This window comes from Candidatus Saccharibacteria bacterium oral taxon 488, from assembly GCA_013100825.1.
Classification (GTDB): domain Bacteria; phylum Patescibacteriota; class Saccharimonadia; order Saccharimonadales; family Saccharimonadaceae; genus Nanosynbacter.
Genome location: CP040001.1, coordinates 180,264 through 199,260 on the forward strand (window position 1 = coordinate 180,264; position 18,997 = coordinate 199,260).

Sequence of the window (18,997 nt, forward strand, 5' to 3'; positions counted from 1 at the left end):
ACAAGGATAATGTGCCGATTTTTGAGATGATACAACGTAAAATATGGGAGGAAGTATAATGAGCAAAAACTGCTTGAAATACTGGACGAAGAGATTGTTGAGGATTCGCCAAAAGATGCTCTGTGGGGCTGGGGTGAGAACCGTGATGGTTGCAATGAGCTGGGCAAAATACGGATGAAATTACGAAACGAGCTGAATAGTGAAAAGCATGTAATGAATACAAATCAAGGAGGAAACCAATGAAATTCAAACACGGAACACGCCGCCGAGCGGCAGAATATGAAAAGGATTGGGTACAGCGCTGGAAGGACGATCAGACGTTTGAAAAGTCGGTGGCGCAACGGTCAGCGGATAACGCCTACGTCTTTTATGATGGGCCGCCGTTTATCACTGGTGTGCCGCACCACGGAACGTTACTGAGCTCAATCGTCAAGGACGCGGTGCCGCGCTACTGGACGATGAAAGGTAAGCGCGTGGAGCGCCGCTGGGGCTGGGACTGCCATGGCCTGCCGGCAGAGAATTTCGTCGAAAAGCAGCTGAATATCGTGGATCGGCGGCAGATTGTGACGAGTAGCGTTAAGCGAGTCAAGCTGGTAAATGATTTCGATAACGCAACGAAAGTTATTACTAAAGTTGCTGGCTGGATGGAGCAGCGAGGCTATGGTAGCAGCAGCTGGGATGCCGACAACCTAACGCCAGATAAATTAAAAGAGGAATTTGGGAGAGATAATTTTTATGTAGCTTACGATGACGATAAGTTAGTGGGGGGTGTCGTTATAAGTAATAAGGATATTTATAAGTTTTTTGCTGGCAAAAAGGATAATGACACGTCGGTTGGTTATCTTTATAAAATGGCGGTACTACCGGAATTCCAAGGGCAAGGTTATGCGGATGCAGTGTTAAAAGAAGCTTTTCGCTTAAGTAAGCAGGAAGGGGTCAAAGAGATTCGCATAGAGGTTGGCGAGCATCAACCTAAATTGGTGAATTTGTATGAGCGCAATGGATTTCAAAGAGTTGGTGAGCATATGTCTACCGAAACAGGGGCCAACTGGTTGCTATATAGTCTCGAAGTGAGTAGTTCTCCGGATCCTATGTATGGTCAACCATTACTGCCGGACAAAGACGGTAATCCTTTGCCAACCATCAGCCTGGAAAAATACATCACCAAGGCACGTGAAAGCATGGTGGCAAACAGTGAAACCTGGCAGGGCGTGATCGACCGCATCGGCCGCTGGGTGGACTTTGCGGGCGCTTATCGCACCATGGATAAGGACTTTATGGAGAGCGTGTGGTGGGCCTTTAAGCAGCTGTACGAAGCGGGCAAGATCTACGAAGGCGAAAAGGTGCTGATGTACGACACCAAGTTTGCCACCCCCGTGAGTAAGGCCGAAGTGACCATGGACAACGACGCCTACCAAACGGTGACTGACCCGAGTGTGTATGTGAAGTTTCAGCTGTCTGATGAAGACGTTGCTGTTTTGGCTTGGACGACCACCCCATGGACACTGCCAGCCAACCTAATGCTAGCCGTCAACCCAGATATGACCTACTGCGAAGTATTGGTCGACGGCGAAAAACTGATCATTGCGGAAGAAGCGCTGGAGCGCACCTTGCAGGACGACAAGCACCAGCCACTGGATTACGAAGTTTTACGGAAATTTCCTGGCGGCGAATTGGTCGGCAAAGCATACCAGCCGCTGGATACCGGCTCGGACTGGCCAGAAAATGACAAGATTCACACCATTTACGCGGCGGATTTCGTCTCGCACGAGTCGGGTACGGGCATCGTGCACATTGCGCCGGCCTATGGTGAGGACGACTTTGAGTTAGCTAAACGCTATGGCGTTAGCGCCTTCCATGTGATTGACGACAACGGTTACTACACCGATAGCAATTACAAGGGCCTGGAGGTGTGGGACAATAACAAGTTCATCGCCAAAGACCTGAAAGAAAAGGGTGTGGTGTGGAAGATTGAGTACATTCGCCACGAATATCCATTCAATCCGCGCAGCAAGCAGCGCATCATGTACCGGGCGATTCCAAGCTGGTTCTTTGACATCCAGGGGCAAAAGCCGCTGATGCTGGAGCAAAATGAGCATATCAATTGGTTCCCAGCCCACCTGAAGCATGGCCGCTTTGCCAAGAATATCGAGCAAGCACCAGATTGGAATCTCAGCCGCGACCGCTTCTGGGCGACGGCCATGCCGGTGTGGAAGGGCGACCGGGGTACGGTCAAAGTGGTCGGGTCGTATGCGGAGCTGAAGGAGCTCAGCGGCGTGGAGCTGGATGATTATCATCGTCCGTGGGTGGATGACATCACCTTTGAAATTGACGGTGAGACATTTACCCGCATCGATAAGGTGCTCGACTGCTGGTTTGAGAGCGGCAGTATGCCGTTTGCACAACTGCATTATCCGTTTGAAAACCAGGCTAAGTTTGAGCAGAATTATCCGGCGGACTTCATCGTTGAGTACATCGGCCAGGTGCGGGCGTGGTTCTACTATGTGCATGCCGTCAACACTGCTTTGGCGGAGATTGGTGCCTTTGGCGAGGCGGGTGAGCAGCATAAAAACGCCTACAGCAACGTCATCACCACCGGTGTGGTGGCGGGTAATGACGGCCGCAAGATGAGTAAATCCCTCGGTAACTTTACCGACCCGAACGAGCTGATGGATAAGTTTAGTGCGGATTCCTTACGCTTCCTGCTGCTGAGTAGTCCGCTATTGAACGGTGAAGACTTTGCTTTGCACGATAAGGACGTTGGTGACGTGGCACGCAAGCTCAGTATGATTTGGAATATGTATGATTTCTTCACCATGTATGCAGAAGTTGACGAGTTCACATTTCCGTACGATACGGCGTCTTCGGATGCGTTTCTCGTTCACCGTATCACCAATACGGCTCACTCCGATACTCCCGAATCCTTGTCTCGCACTGGAACTGAGAACTCGTTCCAGATTAGCGTCGATATTGATAAATTATCTAACCCTCTCGATATCTGGATTATCAGTCGCTTGCATGAGCTGGTGGCAGAAGTCGAGCGTCACATGGATACCTACAATATCCCTGATGTGCTGAGCCCGATTTTGCCATTCCTTGATGACGCGTCCAACTGGTATGTTCGTCGCAGTCGCCGCCGCTTCTGGAAGTCGGAAGACGATGGCGACAAGAACGATGCTTATCGCACGCTACATTATGTGCTGGTGCGCCTGAGCTATATTTTGGCACCGTTTACACCGTTTTTGGCTGAGGAATTGTATCATAATTTGACGGGTGATGATGAGTCGATTCATTTGAAGGATTGGTTGCCAGCGGGTGCGGTGAACGAGCAGGTTCTAGCCGATATGTCCCGGACACGTGAATTGATCAACAACGGCCTTAGTTTGCGGATGAAGCAGGATGAGCATCAGGTGTCGATCAAGGTTCGCCAACCGCTGCAATGTGCGGCGTATGCGGGTGCAAAGCTGGCTGAGTACTACGAGCAGATCATGGCTGAGGAGCTAAATGTTAAGGAAATTCGCTGGATTGAGAATCTAGACGAACACCTGGCGGACTATGATGTAACCGAGGGCGTGATCAAGCCAGAGAATTGGATCGAAATTAGCAAGCACTTGACGCCCGAACTCAAACGCGAGGGCCTGATGCGTGAGGTCATTCGTCACGTGCAGAGTGCGCGCAAGAAGGCGGGATTGCAAGTGGACGATCGAATTACGCTGCAGCTGACGACGAATGACGAGCAGCTCCGCCAAGCGATCGATGAGCATGCTGAGGCGATTGCTACTGAGACGCTGGCGGTGTTTGGCGAGGTACATGACAATCAGTCGACAGTGACGGTTGAAGGGGCTGAGCTCGAGATTGCCCTTGCTGTTGTAAAATAGTCATCATGATAAAAGTTGCGACCTCAAAATTGATGCGTGGCAAGCGTTTGCTCGGCTGCGCGCCGATCGGACACTCATGACCTTGGCGATCGCCATACAACGCGGTACAATGGGTCTATGTATGGTTTAGCAGCTCTCAGTCCATTACTCTTTTTCGCGCGAGCTGGTGGCGGCGGGTCAAGTTCTGGCGGTGGTGGTGGCGTTGTCCTTTTCGGGATACCGATGGTAATTGCAATTTCGGCAAGTGGTTTTGTGAAAAAAACTACCCAGTCAAAGATGGCCGCCATAGCGGTCGGGTTTTTGGCCGGCCTACTTGCCAGCTTGTTCTACCTACTCGGCGGTGTTGTTATTTTTATCCTGGTGGCCATCTCGGCATTGGTCGGTGCGATTATCGGGGCATTTACAGATAAGATCAGCCGTTTTCGCAAAGGCAGTGAGGCTGCGCAGCAAGCCGTCCGGCAAGCGGCGGCTCAGGACAGCGCCTGGAACGAACAGGGTATTGTCAATTATGCAACAACGGTGTTCAATCGGTTTCAATATGATTGGGAGCGGATGGATTTGCCGTCAATTCAGCAGTACGTCACGCCGAATTATGCGCGGCACATCGGACTAATGTTGTATGCCCTACAACAGATGGGGCGAGTCAATCGCATGAAGAATGTGGCGATCAGTGAAGCGATTATCACCCGGGCGTATGATGATGCGAATGATCAGAATGACCGAGTAAGTGTGAGTTTTGTTGCCTCGGCAAATGATGAGCTGGTTGACACGGCGAGCGGTGTGGTGCTGCATCGTGACACAGACGAGTTTGGTGAGCAGTGGAACTTTGTGCGCTCGGGTGATGGCTGGTTACTTGATAGTATTGATCAGGAAACAGAAGATCCCGCCCAGCTTGTTGCCTCTATGCAGCAGTTTGCAGCGCAATACGACATGTATTTCAGTCCGGATTGGGGGCGGTTACTGCTACCAACTCGCGGTGAATTATTCAAGGGCGGCTTTAAGGGTACCGACATCAATAATCATATCATTGGATTCTGGACGGGCAATTTATTGGTGCAGCTATATACCTATGTGGCTGACGCCTCAAATACCGATTCGGCGGCTACGTATATCATTGGACAGGTCAATCTGCCAAAGTCGTATGGCGGGATTTTGGTGGAGCGTCGGGATTCGCGCTTCCTGAAGCGGTTCAGAGCGCCGTCGGGTTATAAAAAAGTAGAACTGGAGTGGGGTGACTTTAACAAGCGCTACCAAGTCTACGCCACCGATGAGAACCAGGTGACGAGCTTTGAGCTGCTCAATCCAAGTTTCATGGCCTGGTTGTACGATCAAGACATTAAGGTTAATATTGAGGTGGTAGATAATATTGTTTATCTCTATGCCAAAATTTCCACTGGCGAGATGCGCTACGGGGAGATGATGGATATTTTGCAGAAATCACATAAAGAACTCAAGATGTAAGGAGGAAATATGATTACCAAAGCTATTATTCCGGTCGCTGGTTGGGGTACACGGATGCTGCCAATCACTAAATCGATTGAAAAATGTATGCTGCCGATTGGTAATCGACCGCTGATTGATTACGTGGTGCAGGACTGTTTGGCGGCCGGCGTGCGCGAGCTGATTTTTGTGGTTGGCGAGCAGAGTTCACAGCTGGAGAGCTATTATCGGAGCAATATTTTGCTCAACGATTATTTGCGGAGCAAGGGTAAGGACGACAAGTTGGCTCTGGTGGCGCCGATTGATGCGAAGCTTCATTTTGTGACGCAACCGAGCTACGGCAAGTATGGATCAGCGGTGCCGGTGGCTTTGGCGGCTGATTATCTCGAGGATGGTGAGTCGGCAGTGGTGCTGATGGGTGATGACTTTATGTATAATGCTGATGGCTCAAGCGAAGTGGCGCGGCTGTTGGCGGCGACGCCAGACGGTCAATGTAGCCTGCTGGCCCAGGAAGTGCCGGGCGATGACATTAGTCGGTACGGGGCGATTGTGATAGACGAGGCTGGTAATTTTGTAGAGATTGTTGAAAAACCGAAGCCAGAAGAGGCGCCGAGTCACTTTGCCAACATCGGTAAATACGTCCTCACCAAACAAGTTATCCAGTCCTGTGCTGATGTTGCAATATCGCCGCGCGGCGAGTATGAGTTGACCGATGCGATCAGTAATTATGCTCGAGCTGGTGGCGTCGTCAAGGTTGTGCCGGCGGTGGGTATGCACTTGGACGGCGGTAATGTCGATGGTTGGCTGCACGCAAACAATGTGGTGTGCGGTCGGTCGGGGTCGTGTTCGAGTTGACATTGATACTCCGGACGGTGTAGTTGTCGGTGGGGTAATTGAAACTGGCGGTAGCCTTGATTTACCACTGTGTCTCTGGTACAATGGAACGGATTGAAAACTAATTTTTAAGGAACGAAATGAAAGCAGTCGTAAAAATCTCTGGCAAGCAATACATTGTCAGCGAAAAAGAGTCCCTCTTGGTGGATCTCCTCCCTGAAGGCACAAAAGAACTCACTCTCGACGCACTTTTAGTGATTGATGGTGATAAAACAACAGTTGGCACACCAACCGTAAAAGGTGTGGTAGTGAAGGCAAAAGTTGCTGAAGCAGAAGTCAAGGGCGACAAAATTCGCGTCATCCGCTACAAGAGCAAAAAACGCGTTCACAAAGAAACTGGTCATCGCCAGAAGTACACTAGGATTGAGATTACCTCGATCAAATAACCGATGAATTAGCATACCGCCCCGTGATGAGGGCGGTATTTTTATGGCCGAAACTATGGTACAATGAGGTAAGCAGAAGGGGTATCGATGACGAAGATTATTGCGGTGACAAATCAAAAGGGCGGCGTCGGCAAGACGACGACTTCAATCAATGTGGCATATTTTTTGGCAAAAGCCGGTAAGCGGACGCTGATCGTTGACTTTGATCCGCAGGGTAATGCCACCAGCGGCCTTGGCATTGATAAGCAAGAGTTGGGCATAACGATGACTGAGGTGGTGACTGGTCAGGCAGCCTTGAATAATATAATTATTCAGACCGACATCAAGAATCTATCGATCGCACCGGCCACGTCGCACCTAGCAAATACCGAGGTTGAGTTGGCCCAAGCCGAGGGGCGGTTTGTGCGGCTGCGCCAGGCGCTGGCGAGCCTCGCTGGGTATGATTATGTGATCATTGATAGTCCGCCGAGTCTGAGTCTGCTGACCGTGAATGGGCTGATCGCAGCGCAGTACGTCCTATTGCCGGTGCAGGCAGAGTTTTATGCACTCGAGGGGCTGGGGCAACTGATGGAGACGATGAAGTTGGTTCGCAAGGGGCTCAATCCGCACCTGCGCTTGCTCGGCGTGGTGACCACCATGGTTGATTCGCGAACGACTCTATCAAGCCAGGTGTACGATGAAATTAAAAAGCATTTTGCCGATACGATTTTCAAGACGACGATCCCGCGCAATATTCGCCTCGCTGAGGCGCCAAGCCACGGCGTGCCGGTTGGTGTGTACGATCGTTTCTCGAAGGGTTCACGGGCTTACCATGCGCTGACCAAAGAAATTATCGAGAGGATTGAAGGATGAAAAAGGGACTTGGGCGGGGGTTTGATTCGCTGATACCGACAAATTTGTTTGACGAGGCTTTTGACCCGACGGCTGGTCAAGATGCGACAATGTCGCAATTACGCCAGATACCGATTACCGATATTACTCCAGATCCAGACCAGCCGCGGCGGTTCTTTGATGAGGAGGCACTGCGTGAACTGGCCGATTCGATTCGTCGGCATGGCGTGGTGCAGCCGATCGTCGTGACGCCACGCGGGGCACAATTCATGATCGTGGCTGGCGAGCGGCGCTGGCGAGCGGCGCAGTTGGCTGGATTAGTAGAAATACCAAGCATTATTCGTAGCCTGAGCGATCAGCATCGATTGGAGGTGTCACTGATCGAGAACCTGCAGCGACGCGACCTCAATCCACTCGAGACGGCGACGGCCTACATGAAGCTACGCGACCAGTTCAATATGACACTGGAGCAAATCGGTCAGCACGTTGGTGGTAAATCGGTCAGCGCCATTAGTAATACGCTGCGCCTCTTGAAATTACCGAGCGTGGTGCGGACGGCGCTGTTTGAAAATAAGATTTCTGAAGGGCAAGCGCGAACATTGGTGGGGCTGCCAGATGACGTGGCGGAGGATTTGCTGCGGCAGACGATTCATCAGGGCTGGAGTGTGCGCAAGCTCGAGCAGATGATCGCCGCCTGGAAGCGGTCGCAGCAGTCGTCGGGCCTCGCGTCAACTCCAAAGTCAGCCCGCTCGCCGCACGCCTCGTCGGTGGCGCGCCTGTCGAAAAAACTCCGTGCTGACATCACGGTTCGCACCAGTAAGCGCGGTGCCGGTCAGATTATCATCCCGTTCAAAGACCAAGCGGATTTTGAGCGGATCCGCGACTTGATTGGCTGATTATTAAAATCCTCTGATCTGTGTGAAGGGAAAAATGCGGACGATGACCGGCCCAACAATGTCGTATAGCGGAATGTTGCCCATGCAGTTACGCGAGTCACACGAAAAATTACCCTCACGATTATCACCCATCACGAAAACCGTCCCCTCAGATACTTTGGTATCGACATCGCCGGAGGTGGGTGACTTTGGTTCGTTTTTATTGACGGTTGTATCGGGGTTAAAGCCGTTTGGATGCTCGGTGTTATAAACGGTGACGACGCCATCCTTGACGGTGACGCGCTCACCCGCGAAAGCGATGACCCGTTTAACGATATATTCATCGTGACCGAGGGTTGGATTGTAATTAGGATTTTTAAAGACGATGATCTGGCCGCGCTTGGGGATATACTGCTGATTTTGAAGCTGTTTAATCGTGACCGACAGTCGGTCAACGATCAAGCGGTCATTGGTGTGCATGGTGTTTTCCATACTTGGTCCCTGCACACCAAAGCTACGAAAAACAAAGGTATTGATCAAAATTGTTCCGATGATTACCCCGATTACAAAAATAATCAGTCCCAGACTGTCCCTCAGGCGCGGGTGTCGATCGAGAAAGTGAGCATCCATCCGCCTTATTATACATGGTTTGGCGGCGAAAACCAAAAGCTTGATCGATAGAGAAGTGTGCTATAATAAGGAGCAGTGAAAATTTCAAATAGGAATTCGGTCGATGGATTTGTACCGCGGAGGGCTCAGCGGTCTCGTTTGGGTGGTGTATCGCCGGAGCAGGTAGCTGCTCATCCTCGTCAGGCGGAGCAGCCTACCCCGCAGATACTTGGCCGGCAGCCGATCCAATTACCGCGCCAGTCACTGTCACAAGCTGATCGGGTACGCCTCGCGGCTTCGTCAACTGCTGATATCGACGAAGATATTAGCAATTCGCTCAAAGATCTTGACATCCAAAAGCCCGAAGCACCCCGTGAAAAGCGCAAGAAATCGCATAAAAAACGTCGCAAGCTGAAGATTGTTATTCTGGTGATTGTGGCGCTGATAATTCTGGTGGGTGGATTTTTGCTGTACAAGGCGTGGGTCAATGCGGGGCGAGTGTTTGGTAGCGGTAATCTGATTGACTTGTTTCAGAATCAACCGCTGAAAATGGATGCACACGGGCGGAGCAATATGCTGATCCTCGGTACGACGGATGATGATCCAGACCATCCGGGCGCAACATTAACCGACTCGATGATGGTACTGAGTGTTGATCAAAAGAAGCACGATGCCTACATGTTTAGTATTCCGCGCGACTTATACGTGCAGTTTGGGCGAGTTTGTAATTCTGGTCGTGCCGGCAAGATTAACGAATATTTTGACTGTGTTGCCAAGGGTAATGATGAACAGGCTGAAAAGAAGCGGATAGATGCCAGCCGCGAGTTTGTTGGCAAGATTTTTGATATGGATATACAGTACGTAGCACACGTTAATGCTCAGGTAATCAAGGACGCGGTTAATGCGGTTGGTGGTGTGACGGTGAATGTTCAGAGCGACGATCCACGAGGTGTGTTTGACCCGAGCGTCGACTGGATGTGTCGGGAGAAGGGACTGTCAGCGGAGCAGCGGAAACGGCGCTGCCCAACGGGACACTACATCCATTTCAAGAATGGGCCAAATGAGATGGACGGCGACAAGGCGCTGTATTTCTCGCGAGCGCGTGGCGCGCTGGGTGGTTCATATGGGCTGGATAAGTCGAATTTTGACCGCGAGAAAAATCAACAGTTGGTATTGATGGCGCTCAAGAATAAGGCAGCCTCGACCGGTACGCTGACTGATCTTGGCAAGGTGACGGCGCTGATGGACGCCATGGGCAAGAATCTGCGCACTAACGTTGATGCCAAGGAAGTCCGTACGGTGATGGATGTTGCTTCCAAGATCAAGGATACGGACATTCACCGCCTCAGCTTTATTGAAAAAGATAATGTCCTGCTTGGCACGAGTAGTGTTGGTGGCGCCAGTGTGGTCGTGCCGACAGCTGGCCAGTTTGATTATTCGCAAATTCGATCGTTTATCAAGGTGGAAATATACGGTGATGCACTTGCCAAGGAAAAGGCGCGCGTCCTGGTGCTCAATGGCAGTGGCGTGGTCGGAGCCGCCAAATCCGAAGCTGATCGCCTAAAGGCGGCATCACTCAACGTGGTGAGCGTTGGCAATTCACCACAGAAAATTACCGAAAAGTACAGGGTTTATCAGCTGGAGTCAGGCAAGTCCAAGCAGGCTTCTGCCAACAAGATTAAAGAACTGTATGGTGTAACATTAACCGAAGGCAAACCGCCATTCAACCTGCCAGCTGAGGCTGACTTCGTGGTGATAATCGGGCCGTAATTTGGTATAATAGGGTGGCAATGGAGTTTCTGAAAAAAACAGCCAGGCGACGGTCGCTTCTCAGTAATATCGCTTATTATGCACTCAATTTAGGGATGGTGGCAGTCTTGTTCTGGATGTCGCAGGAGATTCATTATCCGTTGGCGGCGATTGTGCTGGTACTCTTAAGCAAGTGGCGGACATTGTCGGTGCGCCCTAAGTTTTGGCTAACGAATATTCAAGGAAGCCTGGTTGACGTGGTGGTTGGTCTCGGTGTGGTGGCGCTGATGTATGCGCCGCAGGCGACGCTGGTGCTACGAATTGCGCTAGCGGTATTTTATGCGATATGGCTTGTCGCTATCAAGCCGCTATCAAAGCGCTGGCAGATGACATTGCAGGCGGGTCTCGCGGTATTTATCGGCACGGCAGCACTGTTTGCAGTGTCACACGAATGGCCAGCCGCGGTGGTTGTGCTGTGTGCGCTAGTCATTGGGTATGGCACGGCTCGGCATTTCCTATCGACGTTTCGTGAGGAGCAGATTACTGTACTCAGTCTAGCCTGGGGGCTGGTATTTGCGGAGATTGGCTGGCTGGCGCATTACTGGACGTTTGGCTATGCGCTGCTTGGGGTGAATGCGCTGCAACTACCGCAGGTGACGATTATCTTTACGCTGCTATCATTCGTAGCCGAACGTATTTATACTTCTTGGCATAAGCATAAGACGATTGTTATTGCTGAAGTTGCCGGCCCGGCTATCTTGGCGTCGGCGCTTATCCTGACCATTTTACTATTCTTTAACTCGGTGACACTATAATGGAGCAAGAATCTCGTTCAGCTCAGCAACTCCAATCTCGACCGGGTGTGCCGCGTCGCAGGAAGCTAGCGCTGATTAGTGCTTGTGTCATCACGATGCTATGGCTGATGGTTGGCTCGGCAGTGCTGGGTTCGTGGCTAACGACGCAGTTTAATAAACAGTCCATCCAGTCTACTCCTGACGGCAACCTCGTCATGTCGCGCGACGAAGCAGATATCAGCGAAGTTGTGCAGCGTGTGTCTAAGAGCGTGGTTTCGATCGTAACCACTAAGAATGGCCGGACATTGTCGCGTGCGACAGTGCAGCAAGGTGCTGGTACAGGGATCATCATCAGTAAAGACGGTTATATTTTGACGAATAAACATGTCGTCAAGGACGCTGAAACCATCGAGATTATGGGTAGTGACGGTACGCAGTATACGGATGTCAAGCTTGTTGGCGTTGATCCACTCAACGATGTGGCGTTTCTCAAGATCAATGGTGTGAATGACCTGCCGGCAGCCACGCTGGGTGACTCAAGCACTGTGCATGTTGGTCAGAAAGTAATTGCTATCGGTAATTCACTGGGTCGCTACCAGAACACCGTCACAACGGGCATTATCTCGGGGAAGGGCCGACCAGTTCAGGCCTCTACTAGTGAATATAGCGACGAAGCCGAGAGTCTGACTGATCTACTTCAGACTGATGCTGCGATCAATCCGGGTAACTCTGGCGGGCCGCTCCTCAATATGTCGGGCCAAGTTATTGGTATCAACACAGCGATCGTCTCGGATGCGCAGAGTGTGGGTTTTGCAATTCCGATTGCCGCCACCAAGGGGTTGGTACGCAGTGTGCTTGGTTCTGGCAAAGTCCAGAAATCATACATCGGCGTGCAATATGTTGCGATTACCCCTGAAGTCCGTGCTGAGTATAAATTACCAGTCAAAAGCGGTGCATATGTCGGCGGCTCGCGTCGCAAATCGGCGGTCGTCGCTGGCGGGCCGGCAGATAAAGCAGGCATCAAGGACGGCGATATCATTACTAAAGTAAATGACAAGCTGATCGGCGAGCAGGGTGGCCTCGGCAGTCTCATCTCTGAGTTCTTGCCGGGCGAGACGGTAGAACTGACTATCCTGCGTGACGGCGAGGAACGGAAGGTCAAGCTAACGCTTGGCGCCTACAAGGCGTAGGACGATGATAAAGCCGCGTGTCTCTACCTCGTGAAAGCCGTGATGCCTTGCTTGATGGAGAATTGCCTGGTGCTGCCTCGGATCAGCCTCCAAAAAGAGCAGACCATCTGCCGTCAAGCGGCGCGGCGCTTGCTCAATCAGTGTCTCAATCAACCTCAGTCCATTATCCGCTGCGAATAACGCTTCGGCGGGTTCGTGACGCAGTTCTGGCGAAACATCCCAGTCTCGGTCAACATACGGCAAATTAGCAAAGATATAATCCACCGGCTCAATCTGCCCAGAAAGGAGTGACTGTTGCTGCAATGTCACCTGTGCATGCAAATTGCCCGCGTTTTTCTCGGCGATTTTGATGGCTCGTGGACTAATATCCGACAGGATAACCCGCAGGGACGGCCGTTCTAACGCCGCTGTAATGCCGAGGCAGCCCGAACCAGTGCCAACATCAATCAGTGTCTTTGGTGTGATCTCGCTGGCTGTCAGCGCCAGGAACAGGGTAATCATCTCCTCCGACTCCGGCCGCGGCACGAGGACAGCTGGCGAAACAGTAAATTTCCGACCGTAAAATTCCTTACAGCCCAAAATATACGCCAGCGGTACTCGATCAAGCCGCAGGCTCAACCTAGCATCGGCGATATCAACCCGTCGCGGATCAATCTCCTCATCCAAATGCGCATGCAGGTACGTCCGACTTTTTCGCAGGGTGTTAGCTAGTATCAACTCCGCATCAAGTCGCGCTGACGCGATACCGATAGCCTTTAACTGTTTAGCGGCGCTCTTTAGCCAGGTCGCTATATTCATGTTGTTAATTATACCACAGGTCCAGGAATGAGTAAAGTGATTATGGTTGTAAAATAGCTATAAAGTTGTATAAAGTATTGACAAATCACGAGAGAGAGTAATATACGATTCGTGCAACAAATTATATTTTTAAACGAGAGGATGTGAACACGTGGCACATTATAATCCTGACTACTATAATGGCTATGACAGTAGTCTCTATCTTACTGACGACCCAAATGATTTTGAGCTTAAACAGGATCTTTTCTTTGAAAAAGGAGAGAAGTATCTCGAAGGAGTAGATACAGGCTTTACTGAGCTCCCCATCTCAGCCCCTCCTGGGTTTGATGGTCCCGAGTTGGACGCGAGGCGTAGGGCCCGCCTAGTGAAAGAATCAGACAGCAAAGATCATGCTGCTGCTGGTCTGCCTGAACTACCCTACTACGCTTCTCAGCAGGTACGGGAAGAGATTATAGCGGAATTGAAAGAGATTCATGATAGAGAAGATGCCGAGGGAATAATGTACCCTGAGCGGGAACGGCAGATACTCGCAAGAATTGCCCTATTACGCCGTGCAGATGACAATCAATAATTAACGGGTAGGCGGGTCATGCTAGGTAGTGTTCTTCGCCTTCAACTCCCGCTCATACCGCTGTAATTGTTCAATCAAATCGTCAATATCCCCGTTCATCGCAGCGGGGATATTGCTGCGGCTATAATGAATGCGGTGGTCGGTGATGCGGTCCTGTGGGAAGTTGTAGGTGCGGATTTTTTCGGAGCGGTCGCCAGTGCCGACTAGCGAACGCCGTTCAGCGCTTAATTTGGCGTTTTCTTCGTCAATTTTCATTTGCAGCAGCCGCGAGCGCAGCACGCTCATGGCTTTTTCGCGGTTCTTAATCTGTGATTTCTCGTCTTGGTTAGTGACGACGATACCAGTTGGTAGGTGAGTGATGCGCACCGCCGAGTCGGTGGTGTTGACGCTTTGGCCGCCATGGCCGCTGGAGCGGTAGATGTCAACGCGTAGGTCGCTTGGATTAATTTCAACGTCGGCTTCCTCGGCCTCTGGCAGTACCGCCACGGTGACGGTGGAGGTGTGGATGCGGCCTTGGCTTTCGGTGACTGGCACACGCTGGACGCGGTGGACGCCGCCTTCAAATTTCAATTTGGCGTATGGCGCGTCGCCCTTGACCATGAAAATGACTTCTTTGTACCCGCCGGAGTCGTTGGCAGATTCACTGATGAGCTCAGTTTTGTAGCCATTTGCTTCACACCAACGTAAATACATGCGGTACAGTTCCGCTGCAAACAGCGAGGCTTCGTCGCCGCCAGCGCCAGCCCGGATTTCTATGATGATATTCTTCTCATCATTCGGGTCTTTTGGTGTTAGTAGGATAAATAATTCTTCCTCCAGCTCTGACAGGCGCGCTTCAGTTTCAGTGATTTCGGCTTTTGCTAATTCTGCCAATTCGCCGCCGTCATTCGCTAATTCTTTGGCGTCACGCAGATTTTGCTCTAATGCCACTCGCTCGTCGCCCTTGATAATAAGCGTCTCCAGTTCTGAGAACCGCTTATTTTTACTTGTGAAATCCGGCGAGCCATACGCGTCGGGATGCGCCAAAAAATCACCCAGCGCCGCCCGCTCCGCCTTCAACGCCTCGAGGTCGAGAGAGATTTTTGTCATATGGATTATTATAGCATATTGGTGGGGGTGGCGGGCCTACTAGTAAAATACTGATAATGGCGTAGGGATACTTGACAAATAAAGAAAAATAAAATAAAATAAAGTAAAGTAAAGTAAAGTAAAGTAAAGTGTAGACTATTAAATACATTACATATTGCAGTAGCAAAGAGAAGGAAAATAAAAAGTATGGGCAAATTATTACAAGCAACACGACGTATGGTCAACGAAGCTTTCGGGACAAACTTTGGGCGGGTTCGTAATGTCGAGAAGGCCTGGGAGATGGCACAAGAAGAAAATGCTGAACATGCACGCCGGCAGACAGAAAGGAAGTTAGCGAGTTTAGCCCTTGACGAGCCGCGCATAGCAGAACTAAAAAATGGCTCAGGTCTCCCGGAGACAAAGGTGGGGTCTCCTGAGTTCATTGCTAAGATGTTTGAAAAGGCCGGTGAGTACATGTCAGACAAGGAGGGTGGTACCTCGACAGAGAAGTGGCTACCAATGATGTACGACCTTCCGTCTCTAGCTGAAGAGATGACAGTGAATCAGGTTTCGTGTTACGGTGATTTTATTGCTAGGGGACCCAACGGTGGACCGATTATCGGTATGGTTGAGGAGCGTAGCGTTGGGGGTACGGATCATGATGCTCGGCGCGTTCGCACCTCAACCGCTTATGATCCTACGACGGGCTTGATAAAGGAAGTTGAACTCACAAATCACCTAAAAAGGGAAAAGAATGGTCGCAGGTATACCGGTGATTATGAGGTGATAAAAACTGACGGTAAGATACGATGGATTTTGCCCGATGGTACCGTCGAATGTGTTGATACTGATGAAAATGGCGTGCGGCAACCAGGTACGTTGTATCGGAGGGATGTGGGAGAGCTGGCGTATCTACGGAGACTCGAGTGCATGATGGAGCATTTTGATACCAAACCCGAAGCACCTAGTAAGGGTTAGTGTAAAATTCAATGTAGTCTCATCGTAATAGCTCCGCCTCGACGGAGCTATTACGTTAATGTCAAAAATATTGATAAGTTGGGGCTATTTCTTAACCTTCTTAGTTTTTGCCTTAGGCGTAGCCGCTTTCTTCTTTGTGTCGTCTGCGTCATCGTCTGTTGCCTTGGTGGCTTTTTTGGCGGTAGCTTTCTTGGCTTTGTTGGCTAGGGCTGCCTTGCGAGCCTGGGCGGCTGCTTGGCGTGCCTTGAACCGGTCAACGCGACCCTCGGTGTCGATGATCTTTTCTTCGCCGGTGAAGAATGGGTGCGAGGCACTAGAGATGTGCACCTTGACGAGTGGATAAGTTTTGCCATCCTCCCAGACGATGGTGTCTGTGGTTTGCGCCGTTGACTGAGTCAAGAACGCGAAGCCCGCTTGATCGTCGCTAAATACGACCGGGCGATAGTTCTGTGGGTGAATACTGCTTTTCATAACCTTGGTATTTTAGCAAAAAAGTATAGGTATTGCAAATACCGCCGTCAGCGTAGTCGCATGATGGAGCTGCCCCCCGCTGTTTGGTAAGGGCCGTTCAACAATTATGCTTGTAAATTATTAAAAAATATTGTTATGTACTTGACAAATCAAGAGAGAGAGAGAGTATAGTTGACTCCGATAGCTAAAAACCAAGGAGTTACACGACATGGATAAGGAAAGGCAGCCAAATATTTGGGGTGGGCATAATCTCAACCGGTTGGCAGAGGAAGCGTTTCGGCGCAATGAGGAAAAAGAGAAGGCGCAGGCTGTTGGTGAAATACTAAATTACCCCGACCGTAATGAGGCAAATACTATAGGTTTTCTATCTGAGAACACATTGTCGCGCCTTAGCTGGGCACTTAGCAAGGTTTTTGAAGTGAACTTCGCTTCTGGTTCTTGCGATACTGTGAAGGTAAAGCTGTTTAATCCCCACGAACGTGTCGTCGACAACTCTCTTGTCGTGCCAATGGAAGTAAATACTTCAGTTGTAGCACTTGATGCTTATGGGCCTGGCTCTGTTGGACGAGACGGGGCAAAGGTTGGTTCGATTTTATTATTTAAGCTGTCGGCAAACCTCATTAATGAGCCGGTGCCGGATATGACGGCAAAGGACTTAGCGTGGGGTGATAATTGTACGTATGGTGTTCTTGTGGGCGATAGCGCAATTGACTATTTTGAGATTGTTCAAACGAGTGGCGATGTCGTTCAGTCAGAGCTGCGCCGTAAGGATCCAACAGAGGAGAATGGTCAATCTGTCGAGGCGCAAGTCGTGACGCCGGGGCAGGATAGACTTATTGTTAACGAGCTTTCCTCTTCAAGTAATGAGGCACTTGAACTCGAGCAAGAGTTAGATAAGTTCATAGTGTCTCGCTCTGCTCAGTAACGGATTGCTTTTGGTGTCGACTTGTGTTAAAATGACGAGGTAACTAAATATAACGACACAGCCCGTCGCAGCTCCAAAAGTGGCGGGCGAGGAAAAAGGAGTAATCTAATGTCTGTAACAGTAGACATGAAAGCTTTGTTTGAAGCTGGTGTTCATTTCGGACACAAAACCAGCCGCTGGCACCCAAAGATGGCGCCATACATCCATTCAAAACGCCAGGATAGCCATATCATTGATTTGGCAAAGACAGCTGAGGCGCTAGAGAAGGCGCTGCCGGAGCTGACAAAAATCGCCGCTAGCGGTAAGAAGGTACTGTTCGTCGGTACGAAAAAGCAAGCTAAGGACGTGGTGCGCCAGGCGGCCGAGAGCATCAATCAGCCGTACGTGGTTGAGCGCTGGATCGGCGGTATGCTGACCAACGGCGCAACAATCGCTCAGCAGATCAAGAAACTGAAGAACCTCGAGAAGCGGATGGCGTCGGGCGATCTGGAGAAGCGCTACAACAAGCTAGAGGTGCAGCGTTTCCAGGAGGAAATTGACAACCTGAATTTCAAATACGGCGGTATTAAGAACTTGATGGGCAAGCCAGGCGCAGTGGTCGTGGTTGACGCGCTGACTGATGCGAATGCGGTACGCGAAGCGGAATCTCTGGGTATACCAGTGTTTGCGGTGGTTGATACTAATGTCAATCCAACTGGCATCAATTACGTTATCCCAGGCAATGACGATGCAATTAAGAGCATCCAATTGCTATTAAGCTACTTTACTAAAGCAGTAGCCGAGGGAGCTGGCGCAGCAAAAAAGGAAGACAAGTCAGTAAAAAAGGGAGATAAATAGGATGAACGTTTCTGTTGACGATATTAAAAAACTGCGCGAATTAACTGGCGTGGGCTTGACTGACGCAAAGAAGGCGCTAGTCGAAACTGATGGCGATTTTGACAAGGCGCTGGAGGCGATGCGTAAAAAAGGCTTGACCAAGGCTGAGAAAAAGGGTGACCGCGAAGCGCGTGAAGGCCTGATCGAGGGTTATGTACACTCGGGCCGAATTGGCGTGGTGGTTGAAGTGAACTGTGAGACCGACTTCGTGGCGCGGCTGGATGATTTCAAGACGTTGGCGCATGAAATTGCCATGCAAATTGCAGCCATGAGTCCGAAGTATGTTTCTGAGGCGGACATTCCGGCTGAGGAAATGGAGCGGGTTAGGACAGAACTAATGGCTAGCGAGGCATTGGCAAGCAAGCCTGAAGAAATGCGCGAAAAAATCGTTGAAGGTCAATTGAAAAAGCATTTTGTTGAGCAAGTGTTGATGAGCCAGGCATACATTTTGGACGATTCTAAGACAGTTGAGCAGCATATTAAGGAGGCGATCGCTAAGCTTGGCGAGAATATCGTGGTGCGCCAGTTTAGGCGAATTGAGCTGGGTGTGAGCGAGTAGCTCTGAGCTTATTCGGGTGTCGTTCATATCTAGCTAGACCCCCCGGTGCTAGCATATTGATCCGTAAGGGTGTTAAGATTTTATGTGTTGACAATATATTAAATC

General features: G+C 50.5%; 19 protein-coding genes. 15 read left to right on the forward strand and 4 right to left on the reverse strand.

The window, feature by feature from the left end:
• Positions 1–69: 69 nt before the first annotated feature.
• The 7 genes from FBF26_00930 to FBF26_00960 all read left to right on the forward strand — a co-directional run bounded on the left by FBF26_00930 (position 70) and on the right by FBF26_00960 (position 8,325).
• Complete coding sequence (locus FBF26_00930; GenBank protein QJU10553.1) at positions 70–243, forward strand: DUF1768 domain-containing protein; 174 nt, start codon at positions 70–72, stop codon at positions 241–243.
• Entirely contained in the window at positions 240–3,878 is a 3,639-nt protein-coding gene (locus FBF26_00935; GenBank protein QJU09829.1) for an isoleucine--tRNA ligase, read from the forward strand. Before FBF26_00930 ends, FBF26_00935 begins: the two co-directional genes overlap by 4 nt.
• A 117-nt stretch (positions 3,879–3,995) precedes the next feature.
• Entirely contained in the window at positions 3,996–5,339 is a 1,344-nt protein-coding gene (locus tag FBF26_00940; GenBank protein ID QJU09830.1) for a DUF3137 domain-containing protein, read from the forward strand.
• Positions 5,340–5,348: 9 nt separating this feature from the next.
• The gene (locus tag FBF26_00945) at positions 5,349–6,173 is read left to right on the forward strand and encodes a hypothetical protein (GenBank protein ID QJU09831.1); all 825 of its coding nucleotides are present in this window, start codon (positions 5,349–5,351) and stop codon (positions 6,171–6,173) included.
• A 119-nt stretch (positions 6,174–6,292) separates the two neighbouring features.
• The gene (gene rplU / locus FBF26_00950; GenBank protein QJU09832.1) at positions 6,293–6,598 is read left to right on the forward strand and encodes a 50S ribosomal protein L21; all 306 of its coding nucleotides are present in this window, start codon (positions 6,293–6,295) and stop codon (positions 6,596–6,598) included.
• 87 nt (positions 6,599–6,685) lie between these two features.
• Positions 6,686–7,450, forward strand: a complete 765-nt coding sequence (locus FBF26_00955) for a ParA family protein (protein QJU09833.1) — start codon at positions 6,686–6,688, stop codon at positions 7,448–7,450.
• Entirely contained in the window at positions 7,447–8,325 is an 879-nt protein-coding gene (locus FBF26_00960; protein ID QJU09834.1) for a ParB/RepB/Spo0J family partition protein, read from the forward strand. The genes FBF26_00955 and FBF26_00960 overlap by 4 nt, the downstream gene beginning before the upstream one ends.
• 3 nt (positions 8,326–8,328) lie before the next feature.
• On the opposite strand, the gene lepB is transcribed toward FBF26_00960, so the two are convergent.
• The gene (lepB, locus tag FBF26_00965) at positions 8,329–8,934 is read right to left on the reverse strand and encodes a signal peptidase I (GenBank protein ID QJU09835.1); all 606 of its coding nucleotides are present in this window, start codon (positions 8,932–8,934) and stop codon (positions 8,329–8,331) included.
• Positions 8,935–9,009: 75 nt separating this feature from the next.
• Between lepB and FBF26_00970 the strand changes: the two genes are divergently transcribed.
• From FBF26_00970 to FBF26_00980, 3 genes are read left to right on the forward strand one after another with little or no spacing between them, the layout of a single operon-like run.
• A complete protein-coding gene (locus FBF26_00970; protein QJU09836.1) occupies positions 9,010–10,683 on the forward strand; it encodes a LytR family transcriptional regulator in 1,674 nt (557 codons plus the stop codon).
• A gap of 20 nt (positions 10,684–10,703) precedes the next feature.
• Complete coding sequence (locus tag FBF26_00975; protein ID QJU09837.1) at positions 10,704–11,477, forward strand: hypothetical protein; 774 nt, start codon at positions 10,704–10,706, stop codon at positions 11,475–11,477.
• Positions 11,477–12,646: a PDZ domain-containing protein gene (locus FBF26_00980; GenBank protein QJU09838.1), complete on the forward strand. Its 1,170-nt coding sequence runs from the start codon at positions 11,477–11,479 to the stop codon at positions 12,644–12,646. Before FBF26_00975 ends, FBF26_00980 begins: the two co-directional genes overlap by 1 nt.
• Here the strand turns inward: FBF26_00980 and prmC are convergent.
• Entirely contained in the window at positions 12,620–13,444 is an 825-nt protein-coding gene (gene prmC / locus FBF26_00985; protein QJU09839.1) for a peptide chain release factor N(5)-glutamine methyltransferase, read from the reverse strand. The genes FBF26_00980 and prmC overlap by 27 nt on opposite strands.
• A 151-nt stretch (positions 13,445–13,595) precedes the next feature.
• Here prmC and FBF26_00990 point away from each other — a divergent pair, with 151 nt between their 5' ends.
• Entirely contained in the window at positions 13,596–14,015 is a 420-nt protein-coding gene (locus FBF26_00990; protein QJU09840.1) for a hypothetical protein, read from the forward strand.
• A gap of 21 nt (positions 14,016–14,036) precedes the next feature.
• Here FBF26_00990 and FBF26_00995 read toward each other — a convergent pair whose 3' ends face one another.
• Positions 14,037–15,104, reverse strand: a complete 1,068-nt coding sequence (locus tag FBF26_00995; GenBank protein ID QJU09841.1) for a peptide chain release factor 1 — start codon at positions 15,102–15,104, stop codon at positions 14,037–14,039.
• Positions 15,105–15,290: 186 nt separating this feature from the next.
• Between FBF26_00995 and FBF26_01000 the strand changes: the two genes are divergently transcribed.
• Positions 15,291–16,061: a hypothetical protein gene (locus FBF26_01000; GenBank protein QJU09842.1), complete on the forward strand. Its 771-nt coding sequence runs from the start codon at positions 15,291–15,293 to the stop codon at positions 16,059–16,061.
• An 84-nt stretch (positions 16,062–16,145) separates the two neighbouring features.
• Here FBF26_01000 and FBF26_01005 read toward each other — a convergent pair whose 3' ends face one another.
• Complete coding sequence (locus FBF26_01005) at positions 16,146–16,532, reverse strand: type B 50S ribosomal protein L31 (GenBank protein ID QJU09843.1); 387 nt, start codon at positions 16,530–16,532, stop codon at positions 16,146–16,148.
• 208 nt (positions 16,533–16,740) lie between these two features.
• Between FBF26_01005 and FBF26_01010 the strand changes: the two genes are divergently transcribed.
• From FBF26_01010 to tsf, 3 genes are all read left to right on the forward strand, one after another.
• Positions 16,741–17,457 (forward strand): hypothetical protein, encoded by a 717-nt coding sequence (locus FBF26_01010; protein QJU09844.1) that lies wholly within the window; start codon positions 16,741–16,743, stop codon positions 17,455–17,457.
• A 108-nt stretch (positions 17,458–17,565) separates the two neighbouring features.
• The gene (gene rpsB, locus FBF26_01015) at positions 17,566–18,294 is read left to right on the forward strand and encodes a 30S ribosomal protein S2 (protein ID QJU09845.1); all 729 of its coding nucleotides are present in this window, start codon (positions 17,566–17,568) and stop codon (positions 18,292–18,294) included.
• A 1-nt stretch (position 18,295) separates the two neighbouring features.
• The gene (gene tsf, locus FBF26_01020) at positions 18,296–18,892 is read left to right on the forward strand and encodes a translation elongation factor Ts (GenBank protein ID QJU09846.1); all 597 of its coding nucleotides are present in this window, start codon (positions 18,296–18,298) and stop codon (positions 18,890–18,892) included.
• Positions 18,893–18,997 lie beyond the last annotated feature (105 nt).